The sequence below is a fragment of the Buchnera aphidicola (Aphis gossypii) genome, assembly GCF_013394915.1.
Lineage (GTDB): Bacteria > Pseudomonadota > Gammaproteobacteria > Enterobacterales > Enterobacteriaceae > Buchnera > Buchnera aphidicola_AZ.
Genome location: NZ_CP056771.1, coordinates 119,536 through 132,971 on the forward strand (window position 1 = coordinate 119,536; position 13,436 = coordinate 132,971).

Consider the following 13,436-nt stretch of genomic DNA (forward strand, 5'->3'; position numbering starts at 1 on the left):
TAGGATATATTATGAAATATAAAAAAATTTTATTTTCTGTTTTGGAAAACATAGAAGAAAAAAAAATAAAACAAAAAACAATTTATATTAAAAATTTACATGTTGAAAAAAAAAACATATTCAACAATTAAAGTTATTAATTAATTTTAGAAATGAATATGTTACGAAATTAAATATCAATGTAAAATTAGGCATGCCTATATATCATTGGAAAATATATAAAAATTTTATTTTCATGTTATATGTTGCGATTGAAGAAAACAATAATATTGTTAAAAAATATAAAACAAAAATTAAAAAAAGTATAAATCAATGGTTTCAACATCATATTAAATTAAAAACTTGGAATTATTTAAATCAAAAAAATTTAATATCTTTTAAAAAGCATCGTATTTTAGAAGAAAATATTATTAACGATGAATTTTCTCAATTTAAATTTTTTAAAAAAGGTAGTTATTATGATCTTAAGTAGTCTCGATAACATAGAATTAAAAAGTAATGTTTTATTAAGTTCAGATCATAATTTTTCTCACGATGTTCTCGGTTTTGATTTATACCAAGCTATTTTTAATGAATGTAAAAAAAATTTATTAAATAAAGAAATTAAGTTTGATAATATTTCTACAAAAAAAAAGAAAAAAGACAATCAAAATATTACATCTATTAATTTTTTAGTGAATAATCTTTTGAACGTTTTCAATAAAAAAAATATAAAAAGTAATTTTTATATCAAAAAAAATATTAACGTCAAAACACAAAAAAAAAAGATAGATAAAAATCTTAAGTTAAAATTTTATTCTTCCTCAAAAAATAAAAATAAAATTGATATAGAAGAAAATAGAGAAAAAATTAAAATATTTAAAAACAACGCAACGTTAAAAAATTTAATAAACATTAAAAATAAGTATTTTCCAATTTGTAATGATAATATTATTAATTATTTTAAAAAATTTTATAAGCAAAGTAACTTTAGCGAGATTAATAATTTAAAAGTTTTTAAAAATAAAAAAAATTCTATTAAAGAAAGTAAAGATTCTATATTTTTTAAAAATTATACAAATAATACATCAAATACGTCAGTTGCTAAAAATATATATAAAAATCAAAATTTTATTTATGAGATAAATTCCTTAAAAAAAATAGATAAAAGTCATTTTTTTGAACTAAATAAAAAATCAATGTTTTTTTTAAATAACGAAAAAAGTGTTCAGTGGAAAAAAGCAATTAGCCAACAAATTTTATTATCTATTTCTCATAAAGAAAACAAAGCTGAAATTCGTTTAGAACCAATATTTCTTGGTGCAATACATGTAAAAATTAAAATAAAAAATAATCAAGCACAACTGAAATTGATTTCAGATCATATAGAAGTTAAAAATTTTTTAAATAACTGTATTCCGTTTTTGCATAATTCTTTGATAAAAAATGGTATTTTTTTAAAAAAAGTTGATATTTATGATTCTTTTGGTTCTAAAAAAAATCAAAATTTATCTTTTTCAAAAAATATACCTAGAATGTCTAATAAAATTAAAAAATTTTATGAAAATTCAAAACAAAAAACATTTATTGATATGTATGTTTAATATTATATAAATGTATAATTAAAATTTTTATTAATTTTAAAACTTAAAAAACAAGTTTTAACATAACTTTTAATCACTTTTACCTATAAGGTATATAATAAATGGGCAAAAGTAACAGTTTGAATATTATAAATAAAATAACTAATAAAGAAAAAGAAATAAATAATATTTTTAGTATAAAAGAAATTAAAGTATTAGAGGAAATCAATAAAAAATTTATAGAAAAAATAACAACATATTTTTCAAATTTTATTAAAAATAATGTAAAATTTAATATTTTTTCTATTAAAATTAATACGTATATAAATAACGAACAAGATATTAAATATTTACTCTCCACTAAAACAGAAATATTAAATTTGAATAAGAAACTCTTTATATTTTTTTCAGACAATTTGTTATCTGTTTTTATAGATCTATTATTCGGAGGAAATGGTGTTTGCAGAGAAAAAATCAATCAAAATAGAAATTTAACGTATATAGAAGAAATCACTAATAAAAAAATTTTAAAAATTATTTTTAGTACTTATTGCAAATTTTTTGAAAAAATTTTTTCTATTGATATAAATACTTGTTATACAGAAATTGTTAATATTAAAAAAGATATTGTTTTAAAAGAAAATTATATCACCAATTATTTTGACTTGAGTTTAAATGGTATAAAGGTTTTTTTTAGTATATTATTACCTGTTTCTGTAATTAAAAAATATTTTCAGGAGCTCAATCCTTCGAAAAGAAATTCAAAAGATTTAACACAACGTATAGATTTTGAAAAAAATTTTCCTATCTTTCATCTACATGATATTGAATTGAAAGTTATTATAAAGTTAATAACATCTTCTCAAAAAAAATATAATAGTTTATCTGTAGGAGATATTTTAATAGTAGAAAATCCTGAAAAAGTCATTGCTTATATAGAAAAAATACCTATATTTTTAGGTTGTTATAAAAATTTTAATAAAAAATCAGTTATTTTTTTCAAAAAATTCATATATAAAATATAAATCTGTATTAATGTGAGGAGTTTTTAATGAATAAATTAAAAAAAAAACATAATCCTGAAAAAGTTGATCATCCTATAAATAATGTAAATAATGTAGATATTACGAAAAAAAATAATTTCGAAAAGCCAATATCTTTTAGTTCTAATGAAAAAAAAGATAAAAAAGAAATAATATTTGATATACCAGTTGATATAACTATAGAATTAGGTAAATCTAGAATCAAAATAAAAGAACTTTTAAATTTTTCAAAAGGTAGTATGCTTTTTTTGAATCAAAAAAAAGAAGATCCACTGAAAATTTTTGCAAATGGTCTATTAGTAGCTTTTGGTGAAATTGTTGTATCCCAAAATACATATGGTGTAAGAATTATTAGTATAAAAAATTCTTAAAATACTATGAATTAATAAATTTAAATTTTATGAAAAACAATATTGAATCACAGTTAAAATTAAGTAGTTATCAATCAGTGTTTGATAATATAAATTTTTTTCAAATAGCTACTTCATTAGCTCAGATAATATTATTGATATTATTTTTAAGTTGGATTGTAAAAAAAATTTCATTTAAAAGAAATAAAAAAAATTTTTATATAAATATGATAGAAAAAATATCAATAGGACCCAATGAGTCTATTATTATGATAGAAGTGCAACAGGTTAAATTAATATTAGGTGTAACAAAAAATAATGTTACTCATTTACATACATTAACATCTCAATTAAAAGACCAGTCGCCTAGCAAAGAAGAAAAAATTATGTTTCCAAAAAAAAATTTTTATGATTCTTTCAAAAATCTGACCAAAATATTTTTGAAAAAAGTAATATTATTTCGAGCTATTTCATTTTTATTTTTATTATTATTTTGTCCTTTAGTGTACGCAGATATACCTGGTCCAGTAATTCATAATTTAAATGATGGTACACAAACTTGGTCTTTGCCTATACAAACTTTAGTTTTTTTAACTGCTCTTACTTTTCTTCCAGCCTGTCTTTTAATGATGACTAGTTTTACACGTATCATTATTGTTTTTGGGTTATTAAGAAATGCTTTAGGAACTCCATATGCTCCGACTAATCAAATATTGTTAGGTTTGGCGCTTTTTTTAACGTTTTTTATTATGTCTCCAACTTTTGAAAAAGTTTATCAAGAAGCTTATCTTCCTTTCAGCAAGGAAGAGATTAATATGGATGAAGCTATTTTAAAAGGCTCAGTTCCGCTAAAAAAATTTATGTTAAATCAAACAAGAACATCTGATTTAGAATTATTTTCGAAAATAGCCCATATTTCTTACTATAAAGATAAAAATTCCATACCTATGCGAATTTTATTACCCTCTTTTATTACCAGTGAGTTAAAAACAGCTTTTCAAATTGGTTTTACTATATTTATACCTTTTTTAATTATTGACTTAGTTATTGCTAGTGTTTTAATGGCTCTTGGTATGATGATGGTTCCACCTTCAACGATTTCTTTGCCTTTCAAATTAATGTTATTTGTATTAGTAGATGGGTGGCAATTGTTGATAACTTCGCTATCTCAAAGTTTTAATATTTAATTTTTAATGGAATTTTTTATGACTCCTGAATATGTAATGGTTTTATTTAGTCAAGCTATGAAAGTTGCATTGATGATTTCATCTCCGTTATTGTTATCTGCCTTAATTAGCGGTTTAATTATTAGTATATTACAAGCAGCTACGCAAGTAAATGAACAAACTCTTTCATTTATTCCTAAAATAATTTCTATTTTATCTGTCATTGCTATCCTTGGTCCTTGGATGTTGGGTGTTATGTTAGATTATATGCATAACTTATTTGATAATATACCAGCAGTTATAAAATAATGTTAACATTTAACAATTTACAATTAATAACGATTATTAGTAACTTTTTTTTTCCATTAGTGCGTATTTTGGCATTTTTTTCAACCGTTCCAGTTTTTAACGATTATCATGTAAATAAAAGCACTAAAATAGTTTTATCTGTATTAATCAGTTGGATTATATCTCCATTTTTACCTCAAATAAAAATAGAACTATTTTCTTTATCTGGCTTATTGGTTTTATTAGAACAGATTTTAATTGGAGTTACTTTAGGATTTACTTGTCAATTTTTATTCGCGACGATTAATTTTTCAGGAGAATTAATAGGTCTTCAGATGGGTTTATCTTTCGCAACGTTTTTTAATGCAAATAATAATATTGGTGTTTCTGTGACATCTCGATTATTAAATATTTTAATGTTATCTTTCTTTTTGTCGATTAATGCACATCTTTATTTAATATCTATATTAATTCATAGTTTTCATAGCATACCGATTAATATTATTTGTTTTAATAATAGTATTTTTTTTAGTTTATTAAAATTTTCCAGTAATATTTTTCTAAATAGCATAATGCTGATTTTTCCAATTATAATCTTTTTATTGTTATCTAGTTTGATAATGAGTATTTTGAATCGTTTATCGCCTCAAATATCTATTTTCTCTATTGGTTTTCCATTAAATTTGTTAATAGGGATATTAATGTTATATTATTTAATGTTGATTTCTTTTCCTGTTTTTAGTTATTTATTTAATCAATTAGTATTATTTTTATCAAATACTTTTTTAAAATTACAGTAAATTATTTATATATTGATAAAGTATAATTTAATGTAAATTATACTTTAGTTAAAATAACATTCTTTAAAATCAACTTTTTAAATTTTATTTAAAATTTTTTATTATTTAATCTTTCCTTCATGGTATAATACATGTTTGCGAATAGTTGGATCATATTTTTTTAACACTAACTTGTCAGGTGTATTTCTTTTGTTTTTAGTGGTAGTATAATAATGTCCTGTCCCTGATGAAGAAATCATTTTTATTTTTTCTCTATTTTTTTTAGCCATGTTGTACCCTTATTTTTTATTTTTTATTTTTTTTATGATTGATTCTATCCCATTTTTATCAATACAACGCATTCCGTGAGTTGAAATACGCAACTTAATAAATCTTTTTTTTTCTGGAATCCAAAAACGATGATTTTGAATATTTGGTAAAAATTTTCTTTTTGTTGCATTTAAAGCATGTGATCGATTATTACCAATCATACGTTTTTTTCCTGTAACTTGACATATACGAGACATATAAAATTCTTCCTAGAGTAAATTTTGACTATCTTATAAAGAATAATAAATAATATACTAATATAATATATATTAATTTAATTATATATATTTTAAATTATTTTATTTTGAAAACAAATAAATTTAGATAATTTATTTAAAAAGTGTATTTTTTTAGAAAAATTAATATAATATGAAATTTTATATTTTTAAGTGTTAATTAATATTTAATTTAGGATCATTCTTATGAATGTATATCAGAGATATTTATCTAAATCTTTGATTTTTTTTTCTGGTTTATTGTTTTTAATAATATTATTATTAGAAAGCAATTTTGGATTTAAATTGTTTTTTAATATTACTAATTATTTTTTTTTAGGATTCAAAACAGAAAAAATATCAGGAAATTGGCGTGATTTTACATTAAAAAATATTACTTTTAATTTTTTTCATGCATCTATTAAAGCTGATAGAATTCATATATTAATTAATCCAGCATCTATATTAAGCGTGCATAAGATTTTTAAAAATATTGAAATAAAAAACTTAATTTTTTCGTTTGATGAAAATAATTTTTTCTCTTTAAAAAAAGAGTATTTTAAAAAAAATTCATTAGAAAAAAATATTTTTTTTAATAATTGTATTATTTTAAAAAAAATACATTTTAATAAAATTTTATTCAAATCAAAAAGTTCGCATATGATCTTGTTCAATGTGCATAGTGGATTAAAATTAATTAATAATAATTTTACTATACTTAATACTCATGTTGATTACACTGTGTTTAACTTTAAAAAATACAATCAAAAAGTTTTTTTAAATAAAAAAGAATTTGTTAACACAAAAAAAATAAATAATTTTTTATCTTTTTTTTTAGATAACAAACAACTTTCATTACCAATCAACTTAAATTTCATATCTATACAATTTAAAAAAATTAATCTATTTCGGCATCAATTTAAAAATATTTTTTTCCAAGGCATTATTAATAAAAAATTCATATTTAAATTAAGATGTAATGATTTTTTTAAATTTAATATATTTGGAAAAGTATTATTAAGTAATTTACATCATCCAATGTATATTCATCTATATATTCATCGTTTATTATTTCCAGTGAAAAAAAATTTAACATTTGTTTCTAAAAATTTTAATATAATTTTACAAGGAACAGTTGATCATTATTATTTATTATTTAAGAATATTATTAATATATCAGGTATGCCATCAGTTTTTTTAAAGATTTTTTGTAATGGTAATTTAACGAATATCTCTTTAAATAAAATTTATTTTATTCCAATTTCTAATAATAAATTAGATAATTCAAAAAAACAAACCTATATTCAATATATCTCTAAATTAACAGGGAATGTTAACATGTTAAATAATTTTAATAGTACGGTAAATAGTATAAATGTTTCTCATTTTAATCTAAAAGCTAATATAATAAATAAAAAATTTCTAGTTTCGGGCTCTTTACATTATAATGAAGTTAATAATATAAAAATACCTAAAATAAATTTTTTTTTAGGAAAAAATAAAGGATTTTTACAAGGATCGATATCTAAGTTAATTAATCTTAACTCATCTATTAATGCTAATAATTTAGATGATTTTATTCCTGATTTAAAAGGCGCAATTATAAGTACATTGAATATTTACGGTTTTTATTTTTCACCTGTTATTTCTGGTGTTATTTTAGGAGAAAAATTAAATTGGAACAATACAATTTATTTTAAAAAAATGAAAATGTTATTCAACATAAATATTCAAAAAAATGCTACAAAAAATATTTCTATTTCTATAAAAAATATTAATTTATTTAAATTTTATTTAGATTATTTAAATATTAAATTTTATTGGAGTGATATTAAACAAAAATTTTGTTTTTTTATGAAAAATAAAAATTTTAATATAAATTTTATTGTTAACGGAAAATTTAATTATCATAATCAAATTTGGAAAGGTACTTTTAAAAACATTAATGTTTCAATTTTTAATAAAAAATGGATTTTCAACAAAAATCCAATTATATTTGCTTTTAAAAAAAACATAAAAAAAAATGAAGTAAAAGATAAATTCTATATCTTTTCTTTGATGAAAAAAATTAAAAAGTTTTTGTTTTTTTCTATTTTCAACTCATCTATTAATTTTAAAACTAATTTCTTTTTTCAAACAAAATTTATATCAAATAAAAAAAATAAATTTTCTAATATAAAAACATTTTTGTGTAGTAACGATACGATATTATATAAGAAAATAAAAAATAAAATTTTTTCCAAAAAAATATCTTTTTTAAAATTGCTAATCAATTTTAAAAAAAATAATCTTATAACTCGTTTAGTAATATATCCTTCAAAAAATAAAAATAACAAATTATTTGGATTTTTAAATATCTATAATATTTTTTATAAAAAAAATATACAAGGCAAATATTTTTTATTGAATTTTCCTTGTTCTATTTTAAATTTCTTTATTAATAATTCAACAATACTGAAAGGTGTATGTATTGGAAAAATAAATTTTTCAAGAAGTTTATATCAGCCTCATGTATTGGCTGATATTCATTTGAAAAACTTCTATATTAAAAGTAATAAGATATTAAAATATATTATGTTATTTTTTTATCCTTCTTTAAATTTAGTTAAAAATATAAAAATTAATCAATCAATTTTTATACATCAAGGTAATATATTATTTCAACTATGTTCAAATTGGAAAAATAAAATTTTTAATTCTACAAAATGGGAGATTTTTTTTAGTAGTAATCAAATATTTTTATTTATTCTGCCAAAAATAAGATTAAATATTTCCTCTCAATTAAATTTGCATTATTTTTTATTAAAATATGACTTAATTGGATATTTAAAATCTTTTTTATTTGATTTTGAAATTAATGAAAAGAATTTTACTTTTTAAAAAATAGTCTTTTATATGTTTCTTTTGCTTTGAAATCGATTATATGAAGAACTAATTTCTAATTTTGCAGCTTTTTGATTATCCCATCCTATAATTTTTGTCCACTTGCCTGTTTCTATTTTTTTATAATATTTAAAAAAATGTTCTATTTGCTTTTTTAAGAGCTCGGATATATCTTTAATATTATTAACGTTTTGATATGTTTTACAAACTTTACTTTTTGGTACAGCTATTACCTTAGCATCATCTCCTGATTCATCCTGCATTTTCAGCATACCAATAGGTTTACAGTGAATAACAGAGCGAGATTGTATAGGATATGGAGACGGCACTAACACATCTAAAGGATCACCATCCATAGATAAAGTTTGATTAATATATCCGTAGTTGCAAGGGTAAAACATTGGTGTCGATATAAAACGATCTACAAAAAGTAAACCTGATTCTTTGTCCATTTCATATTTAATGGGAGATGAATTAGATGGTATTTCAATGATAACATATATATCATTTGGTATATTATCACCTGCGGCAATCGTATTATAATTCATTGATTTTTACTCTTTTATGTCTTGGAGATATTTCACATATTAAATATTTTAGTTTTTTTAGATAATTTTCACTATATAACAATTAAATAAATATTATTTATCTTAAGAATAATTATTTTTTTATATAGTTATTTATAAATTAATATTAATATACTTTATTTATATATTATATGTATTTATTAAGGAGTTACAAATGAAATCAATTGATCAAATTAAACAAGAAGAAAATTTACTAATAAATACAGTAAATACTACTCTAAAATTAGCAAAAAAAATAATTAATTGCTCTATCGAAGTATCTGCTAAAAAGACATTAGGATTTAATATTAACGTAAGAAATAATATTGTAGAAAATATAGAATTTAATAGTGATAGAGTCTTATTTATTACTGTATATAATAAATTTTCTAAAGGTAGCGTATCATCTAAAGATTTTAGTATAGATAGTATCAAGAAGATATTAAATGTTGCTATAGATATTTCTAAAAATTCTTCTTCTGATTTTTTTGTAGGTTTACCAGACATAAAATTACTTTGTTTTAATTCTGATAATCTTGATTTGTTTCATCCTTCTGAAATGAGCATAAAAAATGGAATTAATTATGCCTCTATAGCAGAAAAAGAAGCGTTTAGATTAGATAAAAGAATTTTTAATAGTGAAGGAAGTTTTTTTAGTAGCCATACTACTATAAATGTTTTAGGAAATAGCTTGGGAATGTTAGAAAAGTATAAATCTACTCTTTATTCAGCTTACAATTGTATGATTGCAAAAGAAAAAAATTCAATGCAAAGAGATTTTGATTATTCTACTTCTAGAAAAATAGAAAATCTAGAAAAACCTAATATTTTAGGAAAAAAAACTGCACAACGTGCTATCGCTCGGTTAGGTGCTAGAAAAATTAATACCATGAAATCTTCAATTATCTTTTCTAGAGAAATATCTTGTAATTTTTTTTCTAATCTTATTTCAGCTATTAGTGGTGATAATGTGTATCGTAAATCTACTTTTTTACTTTATGATTTACAAAAAAAAATTTTTCCTAGCTGGTTAAGTATTATAGAAAATCCACATATCCGACAAGGACTGGGAAGTAAACCTTTTGACAATGAAGGTGTAAAAACACATATAAAATATATAGTTAAAGATGGCATATTATCTACTTGGTTACTTGATAGTTATAATAGTCGTAGATTAGGACTAATTAGCACTGGGAATTCTGGAGGAATTCATAATTGGTTAGTTTCAAATCACAATATGTCATTTCAGGATTTATTAAAAAACATGAATACTGGATTATTAGTTACTGAATTAATGGGTCAAGGAGTAGATATTGTTAGTGGAAATTATTCACAAGGCGCTATGGGTTTTTGGGTTGATAATGGAAAAATTCAATATCCAGTGAATGAAATTACAATATCCGGAAATTTAAAAAATATGTGGTTAAATATTCTGAGTATTAGTAATGATATTGATGTGCGAAATAATATTCAATGCGGTTCTATATTAATATCTGAAATGCAGATTTCAGGAAATTAGTTTTTAATTTTTAAGAAATTTAAATAAAAGGTAATAAATTTATTACCTTTTTAAAGTTTTTATTTTTCATATTAAGAAGTTGACTGATAAGCCGGGTTCTGTTTTAAAACAGTCATTCATCTAGATTAACAATTACTTGCTAATTCAAGCAGTCTACCCAGGTTTTTAGCGCGAGCAACACTATTATTAAAAATATAACAACCTATATTTGACTTTGCTCCAGGTGGAGTTTACCATGCCATAAATTGTTACCAATTATGCGGTGTGCTCTTACCACACCTTTTCACCCTTTCCATTTTTAATGATATATAAAATACTAAAATTGGTGGTTTTTTTTCTGTTGCACTAGTCATAAGTTCGCACTTTCCAGGTGTTACCTGGCACCTTGCTCTATGGAGCCCGGACTTTCCTCTCTTTAGATAAAACTAAACAGCGACTGTTTTTAGTCAACTTCTTATATAATATTATATATTATTTAGATTAGAATGTCACTTTTCTTCATTTTTTATTGCATATTGATACAAATTGTTTTTATTAATTTTGTGAATTTTTGAAGTAACAAGTACTGACTGTTTTAATGATAAAAATTTTCTTAATATGATAAAGGTATTTATTACTTTATCTGAAAGATTTATATTTTTAGATTCTTTATAACCATCTATAATGATAACATTTTCTCCTTTATTATAGCGGCTTTTATCTTCTTTAATCCAAGTAAGCATGATATGAGCTTTATTTCCATAAATAATTTCCCATTTTTTTGTAATTTCTCTGGCTATTACTATATGTCTGTTTTCTCCAATTTCGTTTATTATATCTTGAATAGTTTCAATTATTCTATATTTTGATTCGTATAAAATAATTGTGCGTTTTTCTTTTTTTAAAGAATTTAGTAAACGACGTTTTAATTTTTTTTTAGAAGGAAGAAATCCTTCATAACAAAAACTGCGAGTAGATATTCCAGAAGCACTTAATGCAGTAATAGCTGCACAAGCTCCAGGAAGAGGAATAATTTGAATTTTAAAAAAATGACATTTTTTAATTAATATATATCCTGGATCGTTGATTAACGGGGTTCCCGCATTAGAGACTAAAGCAATATTTTTACCTTTTTTTAATTTCTCAATCAAATGATCACTTTGTTGAAATTCATTAATTTTATTAAAAGATATTAAGATATTTTTTATATTAAAATGTTTTAGTAAAATATTAGTATGTTTGATATTTTCACATGCTATTAGATCAACTTCTTGTAATATTGTTAAAGCACGACAAGTAATATCAGATAAATTACCAATAGGTGTTGGTACAATATAAAGAATGCCAGTATTTTTAAAATTCACTTTTTTATCCAAATGTATTTTGTATTGATTTTAATCAAAGAAAGTTAATAACTTATTATATAAACAATATTAAATTTAATCTTTTTATATTTAATTGAAAAAATTTACCTTTATAAGGAGAGTTAGTGAGAAGAGTGGTTATTACAGGATTCGGCATCATTTCTAGCATAGGAAACAATAAATGCGAAGTTTTAACTTCTTTGTATCATGGTCATTCTGGAATAACGTTTTCCAAGCAAATGAGAGAAGCAGGTATGCGTAGTAATGTATGGGGAAATATTAAATTAGAACATAAAAATTTAATAAGTAAAAAAATGTCTCGTTTTATGACTAAAGGTTCTATTTATGCTTTTTTATCTATGAAACAAGCAATTAAAGATGCCAATTTGAAAAGCAAATATTATCAAAAAAATTCTCGTGTTGGATTAATTGTTGGTTCAGGAGGAGGTTCTCGTGAAGATTATGTTAAAAATATAAAAATGACAAAAAATCGTTGCGGTTTTCGTTTTTTAAGTCCATATACTGCAATTAAATCTATGACATCTGGAATTTCTGCTTGCTTATCAACTATATTTAAAATTTATGGTGTAAATTATTCTATTAGTTCTGCTTGCGCTACTTCTGCACATTGTATTGGAAATGCTTTTGAATTAATTAGTTACGGAAAGCAAGATCTTATCTTTGCAGGTGGTGGTGAAGAAGTAAGTTGCGAGTTAGCTTACGAGTTTGATTCAATGAAAGCGCTTTCTTCGAATTTTAATAAAAACCCTACGAAAGCATCTCGTGCATATGATCTTAAGCGAGATGGTTTTGTAATATCAGGAGGAGCAGGTATTGTAGTTGTCGAAGATTTAAATTCAGCGCTTGCTCGTTCTGCTCATATTTACGCTGAAATTATTGGATATGCTGCAACGTCCGATGGTGTTAATATGGTTGTACCTTCTGGAGAAGGCGCTTTAAGATGTATGAACTTAGCAAAAGAAAAACGAAATCTATCTATTGACTATTTAAATGCGCATGGAACATCAACTAAAATTGGTGATTTAATTGAATTAAAAGCAATTAAAGAGTCTTTTTTCAATGAAAAAAAACCAATGATTTCATCAACAAAGTCTATAACTGGTCATTCTTTAGGCGCATCTGGAGTGCATGAAATTATTTATACTTTATTAATGTTACAATATAATTTTATATCTCCTTCAATTAACATTGAAATATTAGATCCTTATGCAAAAAATATGAATATTGTTCAAACAACTGTTTCTCAAAAAATTACAACAGCAATGTGTAATAGTTTTGGATTTGGAGGAACTAATGCTTCTTTAATATTAAAAAAATACTAATTTTTTAAAGTTAATATAATTTAAATTAAACATTTAATATATGTACTAT

General features: G+C 22.0%; 14 protein-coding genes, 1 other RNA gene and 1 pseudogene. 11 read left to right on the forward strand and 5 right to left on the reverse strand.

Annotated features, from left to right (window positions below; all coding sequences use genetic code 11):
- Positions 1-139: 139 nt before the first annotated feature.
- The 8 genes and pseudogenes from HU701_RS00595 to fliR all read left to right on the forward strand — a co-directional run bounded on the left by HU701_RS00595 (position 140) and on the right by fliR (position 5,209).
- A complete protein-coding gene (locus tag HU701_RS00595; RefSeq protein ID WP_306294810.1) occupies positions 140-472 on the forward strand; it encodes a flagellar export protein FliJ in 333 nt (110 codons plus the stop codon).
- Positions 459-1,583 (forward strand): flagellar hook-length control protein FliK, encoded by a 1,125-nt coding sequence (locus tag HU701_RS00600; RefSeq protein WP_178918945.1) that lies wholly within the window; start codon positions 459-461, stop codon positions 1,581-1,583. The genes HU701_RS00595 and HU701_RS00600 overlap by 14 nt, the downstream gene beginning before the upstream one ends.
- A 101-nt stretch (positions 1,584-1,684) precedes the next feature.
- Complete coding sequence (locus HU701_RS00605) at positions 1,685-2,587, forward strand: hypothetical protein (RefSeq protein WP_158345971.1); 903 nt, start codon at positions 1,685-1,687, stop codon at positions 2,585-2,587.
- Between the two features lie 26 nt (positions 2,588-2,613).
- Positions 2,614-2,976, forward strand: a complete 363-nt coding sequence (gene fliN / locus HU701_RS00610; protein ID WP_178918947.1) for a flagellar motor switch protein FliN — start codon at positions 2,614-2,616, stop codon at positions 2,974-2,976.
- A gap of 29 nt (positions 2,977-3,005) precedes the next feature.
- A pseudogene (gene fliO / locus HU701_RS03080) lies at positions 3,006-3,323 on the forward strand (flagellar biosynthetic protein FliO); the annotation flags it as partial.
- A gap of 18 nt (positions 3,324-3,341) precedes the next feature.
- On the forward strand, positions 3,342-4,142 hold the full coding sequence (gene fliP / locus HU701_RS03085; RefSeq protein WP_372675469.1) for a flagellar type III secretion system pore protein FliP: 801 nt from the start codon (positions 3,342-3,344) through the stop codon (positions 4,140-4,142).
- A gap of 18 nt (positions 4,143-4,160) precedes the next feature.
- On the forward strand, positions 4,161-4,430 hold the full coding sequence (gene fliQ / locus HU701_RS00620; RefSeq protein WP_158345977.1) for a flagellar biosynthesis protein FliQ: 270 nt from the start codon (positions 4,161-4,163) through the stop codon (positions 4,428-4,430).
- Positions 4,430-5,209, forward strand: a complete 780-nt coding sequence (gene fliR / locus HU701_RS00625) for a flagellar biosynthetic protein FliR (RefSeq protein WP_178918949.1) — start codon at positions 4,430-4,432, stop codon at positions 5,207-5,209. Before fliQ ends, fliR begins: the two co-directional genes overlap by 1 nt.
- A 101-nt stretch (positions 5,210-5,310) precedes the next feature.
- Here the strand turns inward: fliR and rpmG are convergent, their stop codons facing one another.
- Positions 5,311-5,478 (reverse strand): 50S ribosomal protein L33, encoded by a 168-nt coding sequence (gene rpmG, locus HU701_RS00630; protein WP_158345981.1) that lies wholly within the window; start codon positions 5,476-5,478, stop codon positions 5,311-5,313.
- Positions 5,479-5,487: 9 nt separating this feature from the next.
- The gene (gene rpmB / locus HU701_RS00635; RefSeq protein WP_158345983.1) at positions 5,488-5,715 is read right to left on the reverse strand and encodes a 50S ribosomal protein L28; all 228 of its coding nucleotides are present in this window, start codon (positions 5,713-5,715) and stop codon (positions 5,488-5,490) included.
- A 225-nt stretch (positions 5,716-5,940) separates the two neighbouring features.
- On the opposite strand from rpmB, the gene HU701_RS00640 reads away from it, so the two are divergent.
- On the forward strand, positions 5,941-8,613 hold the full coding sequence (locus HU701_RS00640) for a hypothetical protein (protein ID WP_178918951.1): 2,673 nt from the start codon (positions 5,941-5,943) through the stop codon (positions 8,611-8,613).
- Positions 8,614-8,624: 11 nt separating this feature from the next.
- Here the strand turns inward: HU701_RS00640 and ppa are convergent, their stop codons facing one another.
- Positions 8,625-9,164, reverse strand: a complete 540-nt coding sequence (gene ppa / locus HU701_RS00645; RefSeq protein ID WP_158345987.1) for an inorganic diphosphatase — start codon at positions 9,162-9,164, stop codon at positions 8,625-8,627.
- Positions 9,165-9,357: 193 nt separating this feature from the next.
- Between ppa and pmbA the strand changes: the two genes are divergently transcribed.
- Positions 9,358-10,701, forward strand: coding sequence for a metalloprotease PmbA (gene pmbA, locus HU701_RS00650; RefSeq protein ID WP_178918954.1), 1,344 nt, complete (start codon positions 9,358-9,360; stop codon positions 10,699-10,701).
- Between the two features lie 71 nt (positions 10,702-10,772).
- On the opposite strand, the gene rnpB is transcribed toward pmbA, so the two are convergent.
- Positions 10,773-11,155: RNase P RNA component class A (gene rnpB, locus HU701_RS00655), an RNA gene on the reverse strand.
- 34 nt (positions 11,156-11,189) lie between these two features.
- Positions 11,190-12,044, reverse strand: a complete 855-nt coding sequence (gene rsmI / locus HU701_RS00660; RefSeq protein WP_178918956.1) for a 16S rRNA (cytidine(1402)-2'-O)-methyltransferase — start codon at positions 12,042-12,044, stop codon at positions 11,190-11,192.
- Positions 12,045-12,169: 125 nt separating this feature from the next.
- Between rsmI and HU701_RS00665 the strand changes: the two genes are divergently transcribed.
- Complete coding sequence (locus HU701_RS00665) at positions 12,170-13,387, forward strand: beta-ketoacyl synthase N-terminal-like domain-containing protein (protein WP_158345993.1); 1,218 nt, start codon at positions 12,170-12,172, stop codon at positions 13,385-13,387.
- Positions 13,388-13,436 lie beyond the last annotated feature (49 nt).